This window comes from Leucobacter faecis (assembly GCF_054456635.2).
Genome location: NZ_JBTJEP020000016.1, coordinates 25,051 through 48,503 on the forward strand (window position 1 = coordinate 25,051; position 23,453 = coordinate 48,503).

A 23,453-nucleotide genomic window follows, 5' to 3' on the forward strand; every position below is an offset into this window, starting at 1 on the left:
CCATGGCTCGTTCATTCGCACAGTTTGGCAACGCGCTCTACACCGGTGAGAAGTCAATCAACTTCATCGGTAAGCGCCGCGTCTGGTACGTCGTCTCGACCGTGCTCATCGTGCTGTCACTCGTGGGCGTGCTCGCCCGCGGCGGCTTCGCCTTCGGCATCGAATTCACGGGCGGCAGCCAGTTCCAGGTACACCTCACCGAGGGTCAAGATCGGGATCCGGCGCTCGCTCAGAAGGCCGTAGAAAAGGTACTGCCGCAGAGCGCACCGCGTGTGAGCCAGGTGGGCCCCACAGACCTGCGCGTGCAGACGGAGGCGCTCAGCGAAGCCGATAACCGCGCGGTTACCGATGCGCTCGCAAAGCAGTACGACATTCAGCCCGACGAGGTCACGTACTCGTTCATTGGGCCGGCCTGGGGTCAAGACATCACCAAGCAGGCGGTCATCGCTCTGTTCGTGTTCTTGATTTTTGCGGCGCTCGTGATGGCGCTGTACTTCCGCACCTGGAAGATGTCGCTCGCCGCGATCATCGCACTGCTACACGACCTCGTGATCACTGCAGGCATCTACGGAGCCTCTGGTTTCGAGATTACCCCCGCCGCGATGATCGGGTTCCTCACGATTCTGGGCTACTCCCTCTATGACACCGTGGTGGTGTTCGACAAGATTCGCGAAAACACGACGAGCGACGCACTCAGTGAGCGCCAGACGTTTGGTGAGGCCGTGAACCTCGGCGTCAACCAGACCCTGGTGCGTTCGATCAACACCTCGGTGGTCGCGCTCTTGCCCGTCGGATCGATTCTCTTCATCGGTGCGTTTGTGTTGGGAGCGGGGACGCTGCGCGACATCTCGCTCGCACTGTTCATCGGTATCCTCGTGGGCGCTTACTCGACGATCTTCATTGCATCGCCTGTGTACGCGCACCTGCGCGAAAGCGAGCCGAGTGTGAAGCGTCACGATGAGAAGGCGTTGAAGCTGCGGGCGCAGGAGCAGGAGGCCGAAGAACCGGCCACCAGCGCGTCGTAGCCCGACAGTTCGCCCGAATTGCCGGGCGTGGTGTAGCGTTCAATCATCGCAAGGAGGTCTCAAGTGGTTTCAGACGTATCGCATGGCGGCACAGCCGCGCTGCGTCGACTTGTGCCCCGGATTTTTTCACGCGGCACCGCGCCCGGCGCGGTAGATCAACTCGTGCGCACTGTGCGCACGAACTATCCGCGCTCAGACCTGAGTGTTATCGAGCGCGCATATACGGTGGCGGAGCGCGCTCACCGCGGCCAGAAGCGGCGCAGCGGTGAGCCCTACATCACGCACCCGATCGCGGTCGCCCAGATTCTCGCAGAACTGGGCGTCGCACCGGTCGCCATAGCGGCCGCCCTGCTCCACGACACGGTAGAAGACACCGATTACACCCTCGACCAACTCACAGAAGAGTTTGGCGAAGAGATCGCGATGCTCGTCGACGGCGTCACGAAGCTCGACAAGGTGAAGTACGGCGACTCGGCCCAGGCTGAGACCGTGCGTAAGATGGTCGTCGCAATGTCAAAAGACATTCGCGTGCTCGTCATTAAACTCTCTGACCGACTGCACAATGCCCGCACCTGGGGATTCGTGCCGAGCGACTCGGCGAAACGCAAAGCGCAAGAGACGATCGAAATTTTCGCGCCGCTCGCGCACAGGTTGGGCATTCAATCCATCAAGTCAGAGCTCGAAGATCTCTCGTTCGCGGTGCTCAAGCCCAAGCTGTACGCCGAGATCGAAAACCTGGTCACTCAGCGCAACCCCGAACGCGAGAAAATCGTGGGCGAGGTGATCGCATCGATCGAAACAGATCTGCGCGACAGCAAGATCCGGGGCGAGGTTACGGGCCGCCCGAAAGAGCTGTATTCGATCTATCAGAAGATGATCGTGCGCGGTCGCGACTTCGACGACATCTATGACCTCGTGGGTATTCGCGTGCTCGTGAACTCAATTCGCGACTGCTATGGCGTGCTCGGTGCCGTGCACGCCCGCTGGACCCCCATTCCGGGCCGGTTCAAGGACTACATCGCGACCCCCAAATTTAACCTGTATCAGTCACTCCACACGACCGTGATCGGGCCAGATGGTCGCGCGGTCGAGATACAGATTCGTACCGTCGAGATGCACCAGCGCGCCGAGTACGGTGTTGCAGCGCACTGGAAATACAAGCAACGGCAGCAGGGCGCGCCCGGGCCAAGCTCCAATGACATGGCGTGGCTCGCGCACATTTCAGACTGGCAGGCAGAAACCGAAGACCCGAGCGAATTTCTCGATGCGCTGCGCTACGAAATCGGCGCGAAAGAGGTATACGTTTTCACCCCCAAGGGCCGAGTGATCGGGCTGCCCGCGGGCGGCACGACAGTCGACTTCGCCTACGCTGTGCACACTGAAGTGGGGCACCGCACGATGGGTGCGCGGGTGAACGGCAGGCTGGTGCCGCTCGAGACGCCGCTGCAAAACGGCGATGTCGTTGAGGTGTTCACCTCGAAGGATCAGGCTGCTGGCCCGAACCAGAGCTGGCTCACGTTCGTCAAGAGCAAGCGGGCGCAGAACAAGATCCGGCAGTGGTTTACCAAGGAGCGCCGTGACGAGGCCGTCGAGGCCGGCAAGATGGACATCGCCAAGGCACTGCGTAAGCAGGGCCTGCCGCTGCACCGAGTGATGAATTCTGAGTCGCTGCAGCAGGTGGCGTTGCAATTGCGCTACGCCGACGTGGCCGCGTTGTACGCGGCAGTGGGCGAGGGGCATGTCTCGGCCCAGTCTGTCGTGGAGAAGGTGACCGCGCTTGTGCTCGACGAGCAGACCTCGTCGGAGCCAGCGCTCGCGGCGCTGCCCATCATTGAGGCACCCCGCGTGTCGAAGGCCGCCGACTCCAGCGGCGTGGTGGTGAAGGGTGCGAGTGACGTACTCGCAAAGCTCGCCAAGTGCTGCACTCCCGTGCCGGGCGACGAGATTCGTGGGTTCGTGACCAAGGGGCAGGGCGTCTCGGTGCACCGCGTCGACTGCCACAATTTCAAGAACCTCGAAGCGCAGCCTGATCAGGTCGTTGACGTCGAGTGGGCGCCCACCGCGAAGAGCGTGTTCCTCGTGCAAATACAGGTTGAGGCGCTCGATCGCTCGGGGCTGCTGTCGGACGTCACGCGTACATTGTCAGAGCACCACGTCAATATCCTCTCGGCGTCTGTCAATACCTCAACGTCTCGACTTGCGATCAGCAAGTTTGTGTTCGAAATGGCCAACGCTACCCACCTCGACCACGTGCTCAACGCGGTGCGCCGCATTGAGGGCGTATACGACGTCTACCGCATCACGAGCTGAGCTCGGCCACTCGCCTGAGCGCTCGCACCCGATTACGTCCGGGGCCGGCCTGGATCGCGCGTTCCCAGCTCTCACGCGATATGCCCTCTCGCAGCACGAGCAGTCTGGTTGCAGCGCGCAGCGGGGCGCCGAATTCGGCTGGGATCCGCACGAGGTCACAGGCGGTGCGCAGTGGACTGGGCAGCAGCAGATTGCTGCAGTGCACCAGGTCGTGGGCCGGGTACCTGTACTCGTGCACCTGAAACAGCGGCTGATGTTTCAGCTTGGGGCGAGCGCCCGCGCGTAGCGCACACACGATGGGGGAGCCCGTGCTGCGCGCTGAGCCCCACACCCAGGCTGCTGCGAGCAGCACGGGCATTAACTGCCCGCCGATCACGCGCAGTAGCGCCTCGGCCCGCGCTTCGCGGGTCTCGGGCCATGCGGCTAGGCGCACCCCCGGCCCGCAGCGCACGAGGGTGCCGCGCGCGAGCTCGGCAGACACCACCGCGGGCGCCCAAGAGTCGATGCACACGCGCTCCGCGGGGCCGCTCATGTTGGCCTGCGCGGGCTCCGTCGTCGCCGCGTCCGCCGGCGGCAGCGGACCCGAGAGCGAGGGGACGTGTGACATACCAGCAATCATGCGTCATCACAACGCTCCGCGCTACCCGCCGCCGCCAACGCTGTGGATAACTCGAACAGCGGGCATAGAACAGCCGCGCTGCGGAAACTTCCCACAGCGCGGCTGTTCTATCGCTGGGCTGACGCCAAGCTGCTTCGAATTGTTAGCCCTCGATCGCGGCGAGCCATGACTGCTGCGTGGCGAGTGCCTCTTCGGCGGCGGCCTTGGCCTTCGCGTCACCCGCCGCGGTCGCCTCAGCGATCTCAGCGGTGAGCTCGGCAATCGACGCCTCAAGCTGCCCGCGCAGACCCTCGCTGCGCGCCTGCGTCTCAGGGTTCGTCTTACGCCAGTGCTCGTCCTCGAGGCCCTTCACGTGGTCCTCGATCTTGCGCAGGCGGCCTTCAATGTCGCGCAGTGACTCGCGGGGCACACGACCCACTTCGTCCCAGCGCAGCTGGATCGCAGTGAGCTGCTTGCGCGCCGCGCCATGATCCTGCACTTCGAGAATGGGGGTCGCCTCGGCAAGAATCTCTTCCTTCGCGGCGAGGTTCGCGGTGTACTCCTCGTTGGTCACCGCAACCTCAGCGGCCTTCGCGGCGTAGAGCACATCGCCTGCGGCCTTAAAGCGCGCCCACAGCTGGTCGTCGAGCTTGCGGCTCGCGCGCCCGGCAACCTTCCAGTCATCGAGCAGCGCGCGGTATGAAGGGATCCCTTCGATACCGCGAGGCGCGAGTGCCTCGGCAGCGGCGATGATGCGCTCCTTGCGCTGCTTTACGTCCTTGTTATTGGCGTCAAGCTGAGCAAAGTGAGCGCGGCGTGCCGCGTCGAATGAGTGGCGGGCCGCACGAAACCGCTTCCAGAGCGCATCTGCCTGTGACTTAGGAATCTGCGGCCCGCTGCGCTGGGCGGCCTGCCAGTCGGTGAAGAGCTGCTCGAATGCCTGGCTCGTGTCCTTCCACCGAATCGAGGTCTCAGGCTGAGCGGCGAGCGCCTCGGCCTCGACCACAATTGCTTCGCGCTTCGCGGCGGCGGCCTGCTTCGCGGCCTCGCGTTCGGCGTGTTGCGCCTCGGTGAGGGCAGCAGTCTTCTCGGTGAGGGCGGCGACGCGCGCGCGCAGCCCCTCGATATCGCCCACCGCAGCGGGCTCGACGAGGTGCTCTTGCAGCTTCGAGACAGTATCGGCGGCCGAGGCGTCGGCGACACCGCGGGCGATGCGCGCTTCGAGCAGGGTCACCTGCCCTTCAAGATCGGCGTACTTGCGCTCGAAGTACGCGAGTGCCTCCTCGGCGGTGCCATCGGGGAAAGAGCCGACGGCGCGTTCGCCCTCGCCCTCGCGCACGTAAACCGTGCGGTCCTCATCGACGCGTCCCCAGGGCTTTGGGCCTGTAGCTTCAGTCACGGTTTTGCTCACCTGTCATGTGGAAGGGGCGGTCGGCTTGCCGACCGTACGGATAGACCACTCCACTATGCCACAGCTTGAGCGTTAAGTAGCATGGCAGAGTGACATCCCAGACACCCGCCGCGCATACTGCGCCGCTCGCAGTGCGCATGCGACCCCAATCTCTCGACGAGGTCGTGGGGCAGCAGCACCTCCTCTCTGCCGGGTCACCGCTGCGCACGCTCGCTCAAGATGGAGGCAGCGGAGTCGTGTCGGTGATTTTGTGGGGCCCACCCGGAACGGGCAAGACGACCCTCGCGCAAGCCATCGCGCACACGAGCGGCCGCAGATTTGTTGAGCTCTCAGCGATCACCGCTGGCATTAAAGACGTGCGCGCGGTGATGGAGCGCGCACTCAACGACCGCGACCTGTACGACATTCCCACGGTGCTCTTTCTCGACGAGATTCATCGCTTCACCAAGGCTCAGCAAGATGCGCTGTTGCCCGGTGTCGAGAACGGCTGGGTAACGCTCATTGCTGCAACGACCGAGAACCCCTCGTTCTCGGTGATCAGCCCGCTGCTGTCGCGCTCGCTGCTCCTCACGCTCCAACCGCTCGAGGAAACCGACTTGCGGGCGCTGCTCGAGCGCGCCATCACCGACCCGCGCGGCTTTGGCGCGACCCTCGACATCGACGATGAAGCGTACGACGCGCTCGTGCAGCTCGCCTCGGGCGACGCGCGCCGGGCCCTCACCGGGCTCGAGGCCGCGGCGTCCTCCGCGCTCGCGCTCGACCTCGGCGAGGACGAGCGCCCGCGCGTCACGGCCGAGCTCGTCTCGCGCGCCGTCAATCGAGCCCTTCTGCGCTACGACAAGAAGGGCGATCAGCACTACGACGTCATCAGCGCATTCATTAAATCGATGCGTGGCTCCGACCCCGACGCGGCAGTGCACTACCTCGCCCGCATGATTGAGGCGGGCGAAGATCCGCGCTTCATCGCCCGCCGGCTGATGGTGCACGCGGCTGAAGACGTAGGTATTGCAGATCCGCAGGCGCTCGTGGTGGCGGTCGCGGCCGCCGAAGCTACGCAATTGATCGGGCTACCCGAGGCGCGCATCCCGCTCGCGCAAGCGACGATCTACATCGCCACGGCTCCTAAATCGGGGGCCGTGATCTCTGCGATCGACGCGGCGATCTCAGATGTTCGGGCGGGCCGGATCGGTCTGGTTCCGAAGCACCTGCGCGACGGGCACTATCCGGGGGCCAAGCGCATGGGCCACGGCCAGGGGTACAAGTTTCCGCACCACGACCCGCGCGGCGTGCTGGCCCAGCAGTACCTGCCAGACGAACTCGTGGGGCGCGAATATTATTCGCCGACCCAGCACGGGCACGAGCGGGAAGTGTCAGAGCGGCTGGAGAAGATCCGGCGCATTACCCGGGGCCAGTAGCCGCCGCGGCCACTAGGCTAGTGGGCATCTTGGATTGTGCTGCGCCCCGAGCGCGGTCGTGGTAGGGTAGTCGTTGGCCAACATCGCGATCATGCACGGCTGCGCATGACACGTACGATGGCAGGTGCCCCGTAGCCGGGTTTCTGCACTGGTCGTTCCCTCACCGAAAACGGTTCGCTACGTCGCGTGCATTAGAGCGGCGGCTTTAGTTTCGACTAGAGCTCGTCCAGTTGATGCGGGCGCAGCACAGCCGAGAGAACGCGTGGCTCATCAGAGTCACGAAATTGAAACCGAAAGGACACACGTGTCGACTACGTCGCGTACGCGTTCACAGACGCGCCTCTCCCGCTCGCTCGGGATTGCACTGACCCCCAAGGCCGCTCGTTACCTCGAGAAGCGCCCCTACGGCCCCGGCCAGCACGGCCGCACCAAGCGCAAGAGCGACAGCGACTACGCCGTTCGTCTGCGCGAGAAGCAGCGTCTGCGCGCCCAGTACGGCATTCGCGAGAAGCAGCTCACCATTGCGTTCAAGGAAGCCCGTCGCCAGGATGGCCTGACCGGTGAGAACCTGGTCGAGATCCTCGAGATGCGCCTTGACGCCCTCGTGCTGCGTGCAGGCTTCGCCCGCACCACCGCACAGGCGCGCCAGATGGTTGTGCACCGCCACATCCTCGTCGACGGCAAGATCGTTGACCGCCCCTCGTTCCGCGTAAAGCCCGGCCAGCTGATCCACGTGAAGCAGCGCTCAGAGGGCACCGAGCCCTTCCAGGTCGCCGCTGCCGGTGGCCACGCAGAGGTGCTTCCCCCCGTTCCCGGTTACCTCGAGGTTGAGCTCGACAAGCTGCAGGCACGCCTGCTGCGTCGTCCGAAGCGCGCCGAGGTTCCCGTGACCTGTGAAGTTCAGCTCGTGGTCGAGTATTACTCGGGCCGCTAAGCATTTCCCAAGACGAGGGGTGACGGAGAGATCCGGCACCCCTCGTTTTGCATATACGCCCCCAGATTGTATGCATCGGCACTCGCCATGCCCGCTAAGCTGGGGTGATGCTTTTGCGCGCGGCGTCGCCGCGCCGGTTCGTTGCAGGAAGGGAGAGCCATGCGCAAGCTGCTCTGGCTATTCAACGGCGTAGTGCTCGGCTTCATCGCCGCACACTTCGTTAATCAAACCCCCGAGGGACGCAGGTTCTTTGACCGCGTCGGCCGCGGGGTCGAAGAATTTGGGCGAGCGTTTTCAAACGGCTACCACGACGCCGAACAAGACGACGCCGAGTTTGAGGCCGCGCTGCGCGATCTCACGTCAAAGAACTAGCGCCCACGCGCTACGCCAGCATTTCACGCACACCCAGAAAGAACATGACACGGATGCAGACCGCCGAAATTCACCGCCGTTGGCTCGACTTCTTCGAAAAGCGAGGGCACACGGTCGTGCCGTCGGCGTCGCTCGTCAGCGACGACCCGAGCCTCATGTTCACCGTGGCCGGCATGGTGCCGTTTGTGCCGTACCTCTCGGGCATGGTGCCCGCACCGTACCCGCGCGCAACGAGCGTACAAAAGTGCATTCGCACGAACGATATTGAAGAGGTCGGCAAGACCCCGCGCCACGGCACCTTCTTCCAGATGTGCGGCAACTTCTCGTTCGGCGATTACTTCAAAGAGGGTGCCATTAAGTTGGCCTGGGAGCTGTTGACGACGAGCGAGGCAGACGGCGGCCTCGGGTTCGACGCGAAAGACCTGTGGGTCACCGTGTACGAAGAAGACGAAGAAGCGATCGCGCTGTGGCGCGAGCACTCCACGCTGCCAGATGATCGCATTCAGCGCCTCGGCAAAGATACGAACTACTGGTCAACCGGGCAGCCCGGTCCTGCGGGTCCCTGCTCTGAGATTTTCTTCGACCTCGGCCCCGAGCACGGCATCGACGGCGGCCCCGCCACCGACGATGACCGCTACGTCGAGATCTGGAACCTCGTCTTTATGCAGTACCAGGTTGCCGATGTGAAGTCGAAAACCGACTTTACGATTCTGGGTGAACTGCCCAAGAAGAACATTGACACGGGCCTGGGCCTTGAGCGCGTTGCGTTCATCAAGCAGGGCGTGAACAACATGTACGAGATCGACCAAGTGCGCCCCGTACTTGATCGTGCGGCCGTGCTCGCCGGCAAGACGTACGGCGCAGATCACGGGGCAGATGTGCGCCTGCGCATCATCGCCGACCACGTGCGCAGCGGCCTGATGCTGATCGCCGACGGAGTCACCCCGTCGAACGAGGGTCGCGGCTACATCTTGCGCCGCCTGCTGCGTCGCGTAGTGCTGCAGATGCGGCTGCTCGGCGTGACAGGTGCGAGCTTCCCCGAGCTTTTCCCTGCTTCGCGCGACGCCATGAAGGGCGCATACCCCGCAGTCGAGGCGGACTTCGACTTCATCTCGCGTATCGCGTACGCCGAGGAGAAGACGTTCTTGCGCACGCTCGCCTCGGGCATTCAGATTCTCGATACCGCCGTCGCCGACGCGACCGCCCAGAAGGCTGCCGTCGCGGGGGACACCGCGTTCTTGCTGCACGACACCCACGGCTTCCCGATCGAGCTGACGCTCGAAATTGCGGGCGAAGCTGGCGTGAGCGTTGACGAGCAAGTGTTTGTGTCGCTGATGCAAGAGCAGCGCGACCGTGCAAAGGCCGACGCGAAAGCCAAGAAGGGGCAGCGCGCAGACCTATCGGTCTACAAGGAGCTGCGCAGCCTCGGTGAGACCGTGTTCACCGGCTACACCGAGCTCAACCACGAGAGCCGCGTGCTCGGCGTCGTGGTCGATGGGGTTCCCGCCCGCGAAGCACACGAGGGACAGATCGCCGAGATCGTGCTCGCCGAGACGTCACTCTGGGCTGAGGCTGGCGGCCAGGACTCTGACCAGGGCCTCATTGTGGGCGATGGCTTCGAGGCCGAGGTGCTCGATGTGCAGAAGGCCGTGCCCGGCCTCGTTGTGCACACCGTGAAGGTAACCGTCGGCACGATTGCCGTCGATGCGCGGGCTGAGACACGAGTGGACGCAGAGTACCGCCGCGGGGCGACCCAGGCCCACTCGGCCACCCACCTCGTGCACGCGGCGCTGCGCGATGTGCTCGGCGACACGGCCCACCAGGCGGGCTCCTACAACAAGGCCGGTTACATGCGTCTCGACTTCTCGCACAGCGAGGCACTGTCGACCGCGACGAAGAGCGAGATCGAAGAGATCTCTAACCTCGCGATTCGTTCTAGCTATGACGTCGTGACGCGTGAAATGCCCATCGATGAGGCAAAGGCGATGGGCGCTATGGCGCTGTTTGGCGAGAAGTATGGCGATACGGTGCGCGTCGTCGATATCGGCGGCCCCTGGTCGCGCGAGCTGTGCGCGGGTACTCACGTGTCGAACTCGGCTGAGATTGGCCTCATTAGCCTCGTATCAGAATCGAGCGTCGGCTCCACCAACCGGCGTATCGAGTCGCTCGTCGGCATGGACGCGTTTCGTAACTTCGCCGCCGAGCGCGCGATTGTGCAGCAGCTTACGAGCGGCCTCAAAGTACCGCGCGCCGAGCTCATCACGAAGGTGCAAGACCTGGGCGCCCAGCTGCGCCAGGCCGAAAAGAAGGTCGCGGCGCTTGAAGCTGAGAAGCTCGCCGCCCGCGTGCCCGAGCTGCTGGCTCAGGCAGAGACCGTCGCGGGCCACCGCACCGTGCTCGCACACCTCGGCGCCGTCGGATCCGCAGACGACCTGCGCGGCCTCGCGCTGCAGCTGCGCGAGCGCGTAGCGAGCGAAGACGGTGTGATCGTGCTCGCGGGCGCGATCTCGGGCGGCGACGGGCCGGCAAAGCCCGTACTCATCGCCGCGACGACACCGCTGGCACGCGAGAACGGCGTCAAAGCCGGTGACCTCGCAAAGCTCGGCTCCAAGGTGCTCGGCGGTGGTGGTGGCGGCAAGCCCGACCTCGCTCAGGGCGGCGGCACCGACACCGGCAAAATCGGTGACGCTCTCGCCGAGATTCGCCGGAGCCTGGGAGCCTAATGCGCGCGGGAGTACGCCTCGGCATCGATGTTGGCAAGGCCCGAGTGGGGGTCGCACGCTGCGACCCCCACGCCATGCTCGCGACGCCTGTCGAAACTGTGCCGCGCGATCTAGGCGGCGATGCAGACCTGATCCGGATCGAGCAGATCGCGACCGAGCTTGGCGCGATGGAGACAGTCGTGGGGCTGCCGCTCAACATGCGCGGTGAGCGCACCCTGTCGACCGATGACGCGGTTGAATTTGCCGAGCGGCTCGCGGTGCGGCTCGCACCCGCGGGCATCACCGTGCGGCTCGTCGATGAGCGACTGTCGACCGTCTCGGCGCAGGGCCAGCTGCGGCAGGCAGGCAAGAAAACGAAACAGAGCCGCGGCATCATTGACCAGGCCGCGGCGGTCGTCATTTTGCAGCACGCGCTCGACACTGAGCGTGCGCGCGGCACCGCGCCGGGCGAGGCCGTTGAGGTAATCGAGACTGGCGACGGAGCCGAAGCAGGTGACGCTGCCGTGGCAGCCGAAGTTGCACAACGCAGCGAAGGGACCCCCGCGTGAACGCACGTCATACAGAGGCCTCGGGCAGGCAAGGCAGGGCGGGCAGAGTCGTCAAGCGGCTCTTGATCACGCTGCTCGTGGCTGGGGTGCTGCTCGGTGGTCTGGCCGTGGCGGGCACCTACCTGTGGTCGCAGTACGGCCCCAGGATCTCGCTGGCCATGGGCTGGACCACGAACGACTACGAGGGCGACGGCACCGGCGAGACCGTGGTCGTCGTGACCGAGGGCGAGATCGGTGAAGACGTTGCTTTGGCGTTGGCTGAGGCCGATGTGGTGAAGACGAGCGAGGCGTTCTACGAACTGCTGCTCGAGCAAGAGCCAGCGGTCGAGTTTTTGCCCGGGTCGTACCGGGTCAAACTGCAGATGAGCGCGCAGGCGGCGCTTGATGCGCTGCAGGATCCCGAGAACAGGCTCGCTTTTACCGCGATGATCCCCGAGGGTAAGACGGTCGCTCAGACCCTCGAGATCGTGTCGGCGGGCGCAGACATTCCGCTCGAAGAGCTCCAGGAGGCCGCCAAAGATCCCGCGGCCTATGGCCTTCCTCAGGGCGTCGACTCGCTCGAAGGGTGGCTGTTCCCGGCGACCTACGAGTTCGAAGAGACGACGACGGGCCAAGAAGCAATCGCGCGCATGGTGGACCGCCAGCGCGAGGTGCTCGACGAGCTTGGCGTTGCAGAAGGCGACCGCGAGCGCGTGCTCACGATCGCCGCGATGGTGCAGCGCGAGGGCGGCCGCATCGAAGACTTCGGCAAGGTTGCTCGCGTGATCGACAATCGTCTCGCCGACGACATGCTGCTGCAGATGGATTCGACCGCGCAGTACGGCATGGGTCAGCACGAAGACGGTAGCGTGTGGTCGACTGACGAAGCACTCACCGACGACAACCCCTGGAACACATACGTGCACAAGGGGCTGCCGAAGGGGCCGATTGCGAACCCGGGCGCCGATGCGATCGAGGCGACCCTGAACCCCACACCGGGGGACTGGCTGTACTTTGTTGCGATCAATCTCGACACGCGTGAGTCGCTGTTTAGTGCGACCCTCGAAGAGCACGATGCCGCTGTGGCACAGCTCAATGAGTGGTGTGTCGCAAACCCGGGCAAGGGCTGCTAACGGTGCCTGCCACGCAGCTCGCGGTACTCGGGCACCCCATCGCGCACTCGAAGTCGCCGGTCATTCACCGGGCCGCCTACCGTGAGCTCGGTCTTGACTGGCGCTACAGCGCGATTCGGTGCGCCGAGGCGTCGCTGCGTGCGCTGCTGGCGGGCCGCGGCCCCGAGTGGCGCGGCTTCTCGCTCACAATGCCGCTGAAGGACGAGGCCCACGCTCTCGCGCACACGCTCGATGCGTCGGCGCGCGAGAGCGGCGTCGCCAACACGCTGCTGCGCGTAGCGGGTGGCTGGGCCGCATTTAACACCGATGTCGAGGGCCTCGCCCGCGCGATCTCTCGGACGGGGCTCGACGCGACCCGCACGGTCGTGCTCGGCGCGGGCGCCACCGCGGGCTCCGCGGTGCTGGCGGCCCGCAGCCTCGGCGCCCGCCGGGTGACCGTTCTCGCGCGCCGGATCGAGGCCGCGCGCGCCCTCGCCGAGCGCTTTGACGGCGGTGCGGGGCCGGCAGGTTCGCTTACGGTCTCTGCGGGCGTGCTCACAGCAGATCACCCGGGTTCTGCTGGTGCTGCTGTTGCCGCGCCATTGGCGGGGGAGCCGCCCACCCTGGTGATCTCAACGCTGCCCGGGCACGGTGTCGACTGGTCCGAGCTGGCGGTGCCCGCGGGCAGCGCCCCCCTGTTCGACGTCGCTTACAACCCCTGGCCCTCTGCCGGCGCTCGAGTGTGGCGCGCCGCGGGCGGCGCTGCGCACAGCGGCATCGACATGCTCGTTGAACAAGCACTCATTCAGGTACGAATTTTTGTGCAGGGGTCGCCCGACACGCCGTTGCCCGACGAAGATCGCGTGCTGGCTGCCATGCGTGAGGCCGCCGCGTAATCATACGGCGTCATCTGCGACGCCCTCGAATATGTTTGAGGGCGCCTGGTATGGGAAGATGGTCGGTATGCTGCGTTGGCTCACTGCCGGAGAATCTCACGGCCCAGAATTGATTGCTGTCCTCGAGGGCCTACCCGCGGGCGTGCCCGTTTCGCTTGACGAGATCCGTGCCGATCTCGCGCGGCGCAAGCTCGGGTATGGTCGCGGCTCGCGGATGAAGTTCGAACAAGACGAGCTGAACCTGTCGGGCGGTGTCGTGCAGGGTGTCTCGATCGGCGGCCCCGTCGCGATTCGTATCGGCAACACCGAGTGGCCCAAGTGGACCGAGGTGATGTCGGCTGAGAAGACAGAGCTGTCTGAAAAGAGCCGTGGCCGAGGCGCTCCGCTCACTCGTCCCCGGCCCGGTCACGCCGACCTCACGGGCATGCAGAAGTACGGCTTCAATGAGGCTCGCCCCGTGCTCGAGCGCGCGAGCGCACGCGAAACCGCCGCGCGCGTGGCGCTCGGTGCTGTTGCGCGCGCGTTCCTTGCTGAGCTCGGTATTCGCCTCGTCAGCCACACCGTGTCGATCGGTGACGTTGAAGCACCCGCGGGTACGGCTCTGCCGCGCCCCGAGGACGTGGCGACGCTTGATGCTGATCCGCTGCGCTGCTTTGATAAGGCCACGAGTGATCTCATGGTCGCCGAGGTTGACGACACGAAGAAGTCGGGTGACACGATCGGCGGTATCGTCGAGGTGCTCGCGTACGGCCTGCCCCCCGGGCTGGGTTCATACGTGCACTGGGACCGCCGCCTCGACTCGCGCCTCGCCGGGGCGCTTATGGGCATTCAGGCGATCAAGGGCGTCGAGGTGGGCGATGGCTTCGAGACCACGCGCCGCCGCGGCTCTGTGGCACACGACGAGTTGCACATCAACGACGGTCAGATTGCTCGCGAAACGGGTCGTGCTGGCGGCATCGAGGGGGGCATGACTACCGGTCAGGTGCTGCGCGTTCGTGCGGGCATGAAGCCGATCGCGACGGTGCCACACGCCCTGCCTACGATCGACACCGAAACCGGTGAAGAAGCGAAAGCTCACCACCAGCGCAGTGATGTCTCGGCAGTTCCCGCTGCTGGTGTCGTTGCTGAGGCGATGGTGGCGCTCGTGCTGGCAGACGCGGTCACCGAGAAGTTCGGGGGCGACAGCGTCAGCGAAACGCGCCGCAATCTCGAGTCTTATGTCGCGGCGATTCCTGAACGGCTTTCGACCGTCATCGAATCGTGAGCGCGTCGCGGCGGGCCTGGCGTCAGGCGGGCCCGCCCAGCCAACAGCCCAAACCGGCGCCGCCCACGGCGCCGGTCACTCTGCCGCGCGTGGCCGCTGCGGCCGCGGCTGCCCCAGCGGCAGATGCTGCGCCCCCGCGCGCGCCTCGCCCGCGGCGCAGGCGACGCAAGCGGGCGGCGCCACGGGCCGAGCACAGGGTGCTCGTGTTCGTTGGCCCTATGGCGGCGGGTAAAACGAGCCTCGGTAAGCGGGTTGCTCGAGAGCTCGGTGTGCCATTTGTCGACAGTGACGCCGTGTTTGTGCGCAGGCACGGCGCTATTACCGAGTTCTTTGCGGTGCACGGCGAGGCTGAGTTTCGCCGCATTGAGGCCGAGGTCATCGCAGAAGAGCTCGCAGCTGGCGGCGGAAAAGTGCTGGCGCTCGGCGGGGGAGCAGTGCTCACCGCTTCGACACGGGAGCTGCTCGCGGCTCACCCTGTCGTGCTGCTCATGACGACGCAAGAGGCCGTACTGCGCACCGCGAACCTGTCGCGAAGGCCACTCTTGCGCGATGACCCCAATGCCTGGGGCCGCATTCTTAAGGAGCGCAAGCCGCTCTACGACGAGGTGGCCGACGTTACTTACCGCACCGACCGTGCGACGAAGGAGCAGCTCGCCCGCCGCGTCGCCAGCTGGGCGCGATCCTATCGCGGCCGCCGCTAACTACTTTCCACTTCAGCATTGCATAGAAAAACGGGGTACCCCATGGACCAGGCCATCACCGAGATTCAGATCACCGGCGAGACGAACTACACCGTCTCTGTGGGGCGCGGTGTGCTTGAACGTGTGCCCGAGGCACTAGGGGATCGTGTCTCCAAGGTGCTCATTGTGCACACGCCCACCGTGGGCAAGGTGGCGTCTGAGCTGCGCGAGTCGCTGCAGGGCCGGTATGAGCAGGTGTTGCTGGCCGAGGTGCCCGATGCAGAATCGGCGAAGCGTATCGAAGTGGCGGCATTCTGCTGGCAGATCATGGGCCAGTCTGATTTCACTCGCACTGACGCCGTCATCGGTCTTGGCGGCGGCGCCGTCACCGATCTCGCAGGTTTTGTTGCGGCGACCTGGCTGCGCGGGGTGAAGCTGGTGCAGGTGCCTACGAGCGTGCTCGGCATGGTTGACGCCGCCGTGGGCGGCAAGACGGGCATCAACACGTCTGAGGGTAAGAACCTCGTCGGGGCGTTCTATGCCCCCGCCGCGGTACTCTGCGACCTTGACCTGCTCGCAACGCTGCCGCGCAACGAACTGCTGGCGGGCTTTGCCGAGGTCGCTAAGTGCGGCTTCATCGCAGAGCCCGAGATTCTCGATCTGATCGAGGCGAACGTGGCAGTAGCTACTGACCCATCGAGCCCCGAGTTTAAGCGGATCATCGAGTTGGCGATCGGGGTGAAGGCGCGGGTCGTTTCTGAGGACTTCAAGGAGGGCGGCCTACGCGAGATTCTCAACTACGGCCACACCCTGGGGCACGCCATCGAGCACGCAGAGCGTTACCAGTGGCGCCACGGTGTCGCGATCTCCATCGGCATGATGTACGCGGCAGAGCTCGGTCGCATGGCAGGCGCGCTCTCAGACGAAGCCGTCGAGCGTCACCGCCGGGTGCTCACGCTGCTCACGCTGCCGCTCACGTACCCGGGAGGCCGTTGGCCGAGCCTTCTCGCCGCTATGCAGCGCGATAAGAAGGCACGCGCCGGCATGCTGCGCTTCATCGTGCTTGACGAGATCGGCAAGCCCCGCGTACTCGCGGGCGTCGACGACTCAGTACTGCAGTTCGCGTACCAAGAGATCTCGAGCTAAGTGATGTCCCTTTCCTGAAAGGGGACATCAGTTGTGGTCATCCTGCGCGGAGCTATAACGCCCTCGTCATCCTGCGCGGAGCTATAACGCCCTCGTCATCCTGCGCGGAGCGAGCTTGCGAGCGTAGTCGCAGGATCCACAACACCTCAATCACACTCAACTTCCGCACATTTTCAACGGCAAATCGCGATGTCGTAGGTCCCTGTTGTAATGGAATCATGCAACATCCTTTCAGTCTCGAAAGCCCCAACCGGGGGCGATTGAACGACCTGGTGACCCGGGTCGTGGAGGTTGATGCGCGCATGCGGTCGCTGCAGGCCGAGCTGACGGTGCTGCTGGCTGAGGCATACAAGTTGGCAGAAGCCGAGGGTGACTGGCCGTTCAAGCCCGCGCCGGGCGAAGACGACGATGCCGGCTCCGAGGGTCATGACGCCGAGGGCGTTGGCACCGCGGGCACTGAGGATGCAGCGGGCGCTTCGTCTGCGGTGGAGCAGCCGGCGTTTGTGCCCGACGAAGCCGTCGTGCGAGCGAGCATCGCCGCCAGGGAAGCTGAGCCTGGCACGAGCGGCAGCGCCGACGACGACACGGGCGGCGGCACGAGCGGCGACGCAGAAGCAGGCGGCAATCGTGCCGTGGGTGGCACCGGCAACACTGACGGCAACACAGGCAACGCTGCGGGTGCGGGCGGGGAGTCGTTTGGTCTACCTGCGATTAGGCTTCCGCGGGGTGCGCAGGTGTGGCGTGACCGGTCGTATCGGGTGGTGCGGGCCGAGATCGCGGCCGCGCTGCGGGTGCCCGAGGGGCGGGTGGGGCATGACATGTCGCACGCGGTTGATGCGGTGGAGCGCTGCCCGGTCATGCTGGGGGCTCTGGCGAAGGGTGAGGTCACTGACCAGCATGTGCGTGGCCTGGTAAACGCGGGCCGCATCATCGGCCACCAGGCGGCGGCACAGGCGGCCGCCCAGTCAAGCGCTCAAGCTGACGCCGTTACAAACAACGACACAGACTCCGGCGCCGCTGCCGCCGCTGCCGCCGCGGCAGCCGATGAAACATCCAGTGGCACGGCTGCCCTCGAAACGGCCGCCGAGCTTGGTGACGGTGTGACGGGTGACGGTGTGACCGCAGGTGAGGTGGCGTACGATGAGGCCGCGGTAGCGCGAGTGGTGGCGCGCCGGTATGCGCTGCTTGATCGGGCGCTGGTGGCGCACGCGAAGCGCGATACCGCGCCCAAGGTGGCTCCGACGGCGAAGCGGATGGCGGAGAAGCTGGCCGGGGTGACGTTTGATGACCGGCACCAGCTGGCCAAGCGTGACCGGCATGTGCGCTTGGTCGAGCTCGATGACGGCATGTGCCAGGTGCAGGCGGTCGTGACGAGTTTTGAGGCGCACGTCATTTTTGATCGTGTCACCCAGTACGCGAAACTCTTGCAAGAACGCGACATGGCCACGGGCAAGCAGGCGGCCGAAGCGGCCGGCACGCCACTTTCGGCAGCCGCGGTGTCGGCGCTGAAGCGGCCGCTGGGGGAGGCGCGGGCCGATAGCCTGGTCGCGCTGCTGGCGCATGGTGACCTCACTGATGAAGATTTCTATGGCGCTGATGTAACCGACGCTGATATGGCAGGTGCGAGCTTTGGGGTTGCGGGTACGGGCCGCACAGCAGAGCGAAAGCGGCTCGGGTTGCGGGTGACCGCGCGGGTACAGGTACTCGTGCCGGTGTCACTCACGGGCCGCCTCGACGGCAGCGTCGCCGGCAGTGCCGCCAATGCCGGCGCCTCTGGTTCAGGGGGCACCGGCGGTACCGGCGGCACCCGGGGTGTGCCTGTGGCAGGAGCCCGGGCGGAAGGCCCGGCCGCTACTTCCGATGACACCGAACGCAACGCTCGCGCGGCAGAACTTACGCGCGGATTCCAGCCCGAGCTCGTGGGAGTCGGTCCCATCGATACCGACACCGCGGTGCGAATCTTGCACGACACTCCCAGCTGGGACATCATCACCGTCACCGACGGCACCGGAACAGGGGCCAGCCCCGACACAGTCACAGACACCGACACCGGTTTGCCCGGCACCATCGGCCAGACCAGCGGCGGGAGCGGCACCGGCCCCACGGATACGACGATCTGCGGCAGCTGCGGCACCGTGAACAGCGGTAACACCACCGTCGGTGACATTCTCGCGGTTGATAGCTACCGGGTGCCGGCCCATCTGAAGCGGAATTTGGCGGCGCGAGACACATCTTGCCGATTCCCGGGGTGTACTCTGCCGATTTACCGGTGCGACATCGACCACGCGGTCGCCGCAGAAGACGGCGGCCCCACCTCGCTCACTAATGTCGGCGCCGCCTGCCGCGGTCACCACGTGATTAAACACCACGGCGGGTGCCTCCCCGTACAGGGCGACAACGGTGACTTCACGTGGACGTTCCCATCGGGTCGTAAGTATCGCACCGAGCCGCCGTCGCGGGTGATGTTTCGCACCGCGCTCGAACCGGCCGATGTGCAGGCTCTCGCCGACGAGCACACCCGCAAGCACCCATTCGGCGAACACGAATGGGACGACCCTGGCAATAACAGCACTGGTGGCAACGACGAGACCGCGGGCGAAGAACCAGGCCCGTTTTAGGAGACGGTGAGCTGTGCTCTCGCGCTGGATTCAGCGACTCCTTCGTCGCGCAGAATGACGATTGTGAGGAGGCTCGGAATGACGGTTGTGAGGAGACTCGGAATGACGGTTGTGAGGGTGCCCAGAATGACGGTTGTGAGGGTGCCCAGAATGACGGTTGTGAGGGTGCGCAGAATGACGGTCGGAGGGTGCGCAGAATGACCGTTGTGAGGGGGCGCGCAATGACGATAGTGCGGGCGCGCAGGAAGAGTGGGCGTGGAACTTCGTCGACTGATCGGGTCACGCACCGGGATTCACCCTCTGAGTGGCTCGATCCGGCTCGCGAGCGCGTCCCAGGTGTCCCAGAACTCCGCGAGCTGAGCGCGGCCGAGGTGGTTGAGGCTGTACACCTTGCGGGGAGGGCCCATCTCTGAAGGCACCTTCTTGACGTCGACGAGCCTTCTCTTTTCGATCCGAATGAGCAGCGCGTACACTGTGCCCTCGGCGATATCAGCGAAGCCCTGTTCACGTAACCGTGCAGTGATGTCATAGCCGTGGGCGGGGCCCGAGCGTAGAGTTGCCAGCACGATTCCTTCAAGCGTGCCCTTGAGCATTTCGGTCATTTGCTTACTCATACCAGCCCATTCTCGCTACTTAGCAGTGTTGATTACCACTACATAGTAACGCTGAGTACCAGCGTTACGCAAGGGTGCTTTGGTTCCACAAAATGGCGCGCCAAAACCGGGCACCCCGCAGTGGAGCGCCCGGCCTGTACGGCGGCGGGGCCTAGCTGATCCGGAACCCCTGGCCAGAGATGATGAGCGCGAGCACCCTGCGATCCTCGGCGTGCATCACGCCCTCGACGAAGCGCGACAGCGCGTGGTCGAGGGTGATGGAGCCGGCGCTTGCGGCAACCTTGTGCAGAATCGCGACGAGCGTGCGCGGCGCGAGTACGGTTTCCTCGAGCCCGGGGCGGCCATCGATGTCGCGCTCTGTCGAGACGTAGTCGCCGAAGCCCTCGCCGTGCGCACCCGCAAATACCTGCTGGCTGACAAACGCGGCGCGGGCCGCGCGCGTGAGTTCATCGGGCGTGATGTGGTGTGGCAGCTCGCCGCGGGCATCGACCACGGCCGCGGCGGCGAGCAGCGCGTTCTCACGCGGAAACTCGTCATAGCTGCGCCCCGCGTCGGGGTAGTGCACCCGGTAACTCCCAGCTCCAAACCGGTTGACGAGCTCGGCGCTCAAGCGATCAAGCCCGCGATACCGGTGGGGTGTCTGCTCGTTGGCGGTCGCGAGGATCACAAAGCCCGGCGCAATCGTCACAGGCCGCCCCGCATTCTCCTGTACGTGCAGGGTGTCGCCCGGCCGCAGCTGCAGAATGCGGTTGAGCCGCTTCAGAAACTCGGCGGGCATCGCGTTCACCTCGTCGAGAATCACGGGCCGTCCTTCGACCATCGCACGCAAAAGTGGCCCCGGCGCAAACTCGGTGACGGTCGCTCCACCCTCTGCGCGCAGCTCGTGTGACCCGATCAGCTGCGCACTCGTGATGTCTCCGTAGCCCGACACGAGCTCGGGCTCGCGCCCAGTCGCAGCGGTCGCGAGGTGCTCGGCGAGCGCGGTTTTAGCTCCGCCGGTCTCACCCAAGAGCAGCACGGGCTCACCCCGCAGCAGCGCCGGAGTCGCCTCAGCAATAATGCCCCGCATTTGCGCGGTGCGCAGCAGGCCCTCACGCAGTTGCGTGCGCGCCTCGCGCAGCCGCATCGCTCCCACCGCCGCAAGTACCTCGTCACGAACGATGTCGCGAACGACGTCACGCACGTCGCCCGTATCGAGCCCGCTCGTCGGGGCGAGCGCTTCCACCCCGCGCGCTTCCACCCCGCGCGCTGCCGCCTCACGCAAGCTTGCCACGCGCGACCGCTCTCGCGTCGTGAGCGCACGCCCGCTCCGGATCGCGCGCGCCACAATCGCTTCGGCGGCTTCGGCGCGCGCGCGATCATCTAGCTCGGCCCGCCGCAACTGCACCGCGTATCTGAGGGTCGCGGCACGCCTGGTGAGCGCACGGCTCACGAGCGCCGCCGTCGCATCGTCTCGCAGCAGCTCCGCGACCTGCGCGTTGATCTCGGCAAGATCTGCCCGGTGTTCTGCCTCTCGCGCCACCCAGGCATCATCAGCGCCGCCAGGACGAGGAGCGTCGGCGGTGTCACTGACTTCTGCGCCATAGCGAGCGCCGTCGCACCGCAGCGCGAGCCGCACCGCGCGAGCTTCACGCTGCAGGTAACGCAGCTGCGCGAGCACCGGGTGCGACAGTGTGTCGTGCGAGAACAGCGTGTCGTGCTCGAACTCTTCGAGTCGCAGAGCGTCCTGCGTCTGAGTCTCGTGCGCTGAGGGGCCGTGTGCGTCAAAGCTCTGCATGCTCGCCACGTTAGCACCGGCCCGGCGTGCACCCGGGCGAACACCCGGCAGCGCGACGCGCTGGCTGTCGCAGGAGCCCGATAGTGTGAGAAGTATGAGCGGTCGAACGGACGAACAGGCAGCGAGCGATGCGCTGCGAGGGGTCGCCGCGATCGTGGGCATACCGGTGACGGTCACAGACGGCGACGAGTGGCAGCTCGATGAGCGCGGGCTGCGCGCGGGGCTTGGATGGTACACCGTGCGTGGCCACAGCCCGGCAGAGGCTGCCGCCCTCGCGCTCTTGCAGCTCTGGGAGGGCGTGCGTGGCGTTCGCCTCGCCCCCGAGCGTGCTGCCCGGTCACAGCTACTCACTGCGGCCAGGCCAGAGCTTGCGCCGCTCGTGACCGCCATCGGGCGTGCGCAGGCCGCTGCCGAGGTCATCGCCGTGTTTCCGGGCATGCGCGGGCCGCTGATCGCCGCCCTCCGTCGAGGCATACCCCGTGATCTCGCCCCCAACCCGCTGGGCGACCAACTGCTCGCGCTCGTGCTGAGCTGCGGGTTCGGTGACCATGCTGGCCAGTACTTCACGGGCGTCGCTGCCGAGGTGCAGCGAGAATGGCAGCTCGCCTCGCACTTCGGTGGAGCCGCGGGCCTGGCTGTACAGCGGGTGCTGTGGCCGGATCCGGAGCGGGCGGCCCTTGAGCGATTTGAGCGGGCGCTCGCGCTGCTCACCCCCGGGTACGAGCGCTTGCTGGCCTTGGCGCGTGCCGGGCTCGGATCAGACGGCGCCGCGGCCCCACCCCACGAGGGTGGGGCCGCGAGCGATGATTCGGGGGCCGCAGCCGACAACGCTGCGGCCGAGCCAGACGCTACGAACGAGGGAGAATCGGGGGACGACGCGGCGCGAGACCAGGGCGCGACCGCCGACGAGCCGCCAGCTCATGCCCGCCCGGGCGGCGGCGATATCGCCGAGGGCGCAGACCTGTTTCAGGCTGAACAAGCGGGCGATGTGACCCAGTTTCTCGATACGCCGCTGCCCGCCGAGGGCGCGCTCACCGCGGCGTTTGCGGCGCTCGAAGCCGAAGCGGGCGACAGCGACGGGAGCGACGTGCGCGCCGGCGCAGGCGGCAGCCTGGGCGTGCGGGGCAGCGACTATGAGGCCCGCACGAGCGCGCTCGCGTCAAGTATCGAAGACATGCGGGGCGTGTGGCACGAGGTCACCGCTGAGCGTGTCGCCAGCGTAGCGGCCCTCGGCAGGACTCCGCAGGCCGAGGGTGAGACGCTCGATACCCGCGCGCTCGCAACTGGGCTCGCTGCTGTGCGCGCCGGCGTCTCCCACCCACGAGTGTTTCTGCAGCGTGAGCACCACACGCGCCGCACTCACCGCGCTGGCAACACCGACTATGTGCTGCTGATCGATCGCTCGTCGTCGATGCAGGGGCGGCCAGCGCGCGCCGCGGCAGACGCCGCCATCGTGATGCTCGAGGGACTCGCCGCGGCCGCACGCGACATCGCGCAGGCAGAGGCCACGAGCGGGCTCGATCTCGAGCTGCAGCTGCGCACCGCGCTGATCGTGTTCGACGCGCGCGCCCACGTGGTGAAATCGCTCTCGGCAGGTGTGAGCGACGACGTGCGCCACAGATTACTCGCGGCCGTTTCGGCGCCCCAGGGGTCAACCAACGACGCCGCGGCGCTCGATGCTGCGGCGGCTCAGCTGCGGGGAGGCAGCAGCGGCAACGGTGCAGGCGGGGCCTGGGCTGGGAGCGCTCTGGGCGCGAAGCAGCGACGCCGGATCGCGTTTGTGCTCAGCGACGGCGGAACGAACGACCCGGTCGCGGCCGCCCACGCACTGCGCAGGCTGCGCGCGCTGGGCACCACTGTGTTTGGCATTGGGCTCGGCAGCGACGACCTGCGTGAGCGGTACGCTCCGCACGGTGCGCGCATCGATAAGCCCGAACTGCTCGCGACAGCGGTGAGCGATCTGATTGCGCGCCACCTGCCCTGGGCATGACGGCAGGCACCAGCGCAAGCACAAACGCAGGCGTAAACGTG

The 23,453-nt window shown here is 65.9% G+C and carries 18 protein-coding genes; 14 read left to right on the top strand and 4 right to left on the bottom strand.

Features of this window, described 5'->3' with window-relative positions; all coding sequences use genetic code 11:
- Positions 1 to 2: 2 nt before the first annotated feature.
- Both secF and ACXR2T_RS12010 read left to right on the top strand, forming a co-directional pair.
- Positions 3 to 1,025: a protein translocase subunit SecF gene (secF, locus tag ACXR2T_RS12005; protein WP_458812866.1), complete on the top strand. Its 1,023-nt coding sequence runs from the start codon at positions 3 to 5 to the stop codon at positions 1,023 to 1,025.
- A gap of 63 nt (positions 1,026 to 1,088) precedes the next feature.
- Positions 1,089 to 3,335 (top strand): RelA/SpoT family protein, encoded by a 2,247-nt coding sequence (locus ACXR2T_RS12010; protein WP_458839557.1) that lies wholly within the window; start codon positions 1,089 to 1,091, stop codon positions 3,333 to 3,335.
- Here the strand turns inward: ACXR2T_RS12010 and ACXR2T_RS12015 are convergent.
- Positions 3,325 to 3,942, bottom strand: a complete 618-nt coding sequence (locus ACXR2T_RS12015) for a hypothetical protein (protein WP_458812862.1) — start codon at positions 3,940 to 3,942, stop codon at positions 3,325 to 3,327. The genes ACXR2T_RS12010 and ACXR2T_RS12015 overlap by 11 nt on opposite strands.
- A 154-nt stretch (positions 3,943 to 4,096) precedes the next feature.
- Complete coding sequence (locus ACXR2T_RS12020; RefSeq protein ID WP_458812860.1) at positions 4,097 to 5,332, bottom strand: DUF349 domain-containing protein; 1,236 nt, start codon at positions 5,330 to 5,332, stop codon at positions 4,097 to 4,099.
- A gap of 149 nt (positions 5,333 to 5,481) precedes the next feature.
- On the opposite strand from ACXR2T_RS12020, the gene ACXR2T_RS12025 reads away from it, so the two are divergent.
- The 11 genes from ACXR2T_RS12025 to ACXR2T_RS12075 all read left to right on the top strand — a co-directional run bounded on the left by ACXR2T_RS12025 (position 5,482) and on the right by ACXR2T_RS12075 (position 19,031).
- Entirely contained in the window at positions 5,482 to 6,759 is a 1,278-nt protein-coding gene (locus tag ACXR2T_RS12025) for a replication-associated recombination protein A (protein WP_458812906.1), read from the top strand.
- Positions 6,760 to 7,063: 304 nt separating this feature from the next.
- Positions 7,064 to 7,693 carry a 30S ribosomal protein S4 gene (rpsD, locus tag ACXR2T_RS12030; protein ID WP_458812858.1) on the top strand — a complete coding sequence of 210 codons (630 nt, stop codon included), beginning with the start codon at positions 7,064 to 7,066 and terminating at the stop codon, positions 7,691 to 7,693.
- 159 nt (positions 7,694 to 7,852) lie between these two features.
- Positions 7,853 to 8,065, top strand: coding sequence for a hypothetical protein (locus ACXR2T_RS12035; RefSeq protein ID WP_458812856.1), 213 nt, complete (start codon positions 7,853 to 7,855; stop codon positions 8,063 to 8,065).
- 53 nt (positions 8,066 to 8,118) lie between these two features.
- Positions 8,119 to 10,788 (top strand): alanine--tRNA ligase, encoded by a 2,670-nt coding sequence (alaS, locus tag ACXR2T_RS12040; RefSeq protein ID WP_458839608.1) that lies wholly within the window; start codon positions 8,119 to 8,121, stop codon positions 10,786 to 10,788.
- On the top strand, positions 10,788 to 11,336 hold the full coding sequence (gene ruvX / locus ACXR2T_RS12045; RefSeq protein WP_458839559.1) for a Holliday junction resolvase RuvX: 549 nt from the start codon (positions 10,788 to 10,790) through the stop codon (positions 11,334 to 11,336). The genes alaS and ruvX overlap by 1 nt, the downstream gene beginning before the upstream one ends.
- On the top strand, positions 11,333 to 12,448 hold the full coding sequence (gene mltG, locus ACXR2T_RS12050; protein ID WP_458812852.1) for an endolytic transglycosylase MltG: 1,116 nt from the start codon (positions 11,333 to 11,335) through the stop codon (positions 12,446 to 12,448). Before ruvX ends, mltG begins: the two co-directional genes overlap by 4 nt.
- Positions 12,449 to 12,450: 2 nt before the next feature.
- Positions 12,451 to 13,323: a shikimate dehydrogenase family protein gene (locus tag ACXR2T_RS12055; protein ID WP_458839560.1), complete on the top strand. Its 873-nt coding sequence runs from the start codon at positions 12,451 to 12,453 to the stop codon at positions 13,321 to 13,323.
- A gap of 67 nt (positions 13,324 to 13,390) precedes the next feature.
- Positions 13,391 to 14,587: a chorismate synthase gene (gene aroC / locus ACXR2T_RS12060; RefSeq protein WP_458812848.1), complete on the top strand. Its 1,197-nt coding sequence runs from the start codon at positions 13,391 to 13,393 to the stop codon at positions 14,585 to 14,587.
- Positions 14,584 to 15,288: a shikimate kinase gene (locus ACXR2T_RS12065; RefSeq protein ID WP_458839561.1), complete on the top strand. Its 705-nt coding sequence runs from the start codon at positions 14,584 to 14,586 to the stop codon at positions 15,286 to 15,288. The genes aroC and ACXR2T_RS12065 overlap by 4 nt, the downstream gene beginning before the upstream one ends.
- A gap of 42 nt (positions 15,289 to 15,330) precedes the next feature.
- The gene (aroB, locus tag ACXR2T_RS12070; RefSeq protein ID WP_458839563.1) at positions 15,331 to 16,413 is read left to right on the top strand and encodes a 3-dehydroquinate synthase; all 1,083 of its coding nucleotides are present in this window, start codon (positions 15,331 to 15,333) and stop codon (positions 16,411 to 16,413) included.
- 218 nt (positions 16,414 to 16,631) lie between these two features.
- A complete protein-coding gene (locus ACXR2T_RS12075; protein WP_458839565.1) occupies positions 16,632 to 19,031 on the top strand; it encodes an HNH endonuclease signature motif containing protein in 2,400 nt (799 codons plus the stop codon).
- A gap of 293 nt (positions 19,032 to 19,324) precedes the next feature.
- Here the strand turns inward: ACXR2T_RS12075 and ACXR2T_RS12080 are convergent, their stop codons facing one another.
- Both ACXR2T_RS12080 and ACXR2T_RS12085 read right to left on the bottom strand, forming a co-directional pair.
- The gene (locus ACXR2T_RS12080) at positions 19,325 to 19,645 is read right to left on the bottom strand and encodes a PadR family transcriptional regulator (protein ID WP_458839566.1); all 321 of its coding nucleotides are present in this window, start codon (positions 19,643 to 19,645) and stop codon (positions 19,325 to 19,327) included.
- 151 nt (positions 19,646 to 19,796) lie between these two features.
- A complete protein-coding gene (locus ACXR2T_RS12085; protein ID WP_458839568.1) occupies positions 19,797 to 21,422 on the bottom strand; it encodes an AAA family ATPase in 1,626 nt (541 codons plus the stop codon).
- 94 nt (positions 21,423 to 21,516) lie between these two features.
- Here ACXR2T_RS12085 and ACXR2T_RS12090 point away from each other — a divergent pair, with 94 nt between their 5' ends.
- Complete coding sequence (locus ACXR2T_RS12090; protein ID WP_458812832.1) at positions 21,517 to 23,412, top strand: vWA domain-containing protein; 1,896 nt, start codon at positions 21,517 to 21,519, stop codon at positions 23,410 to 23,412.
- Positions 23,413 to 23,453: the final 41 nt, after the last annotated feature.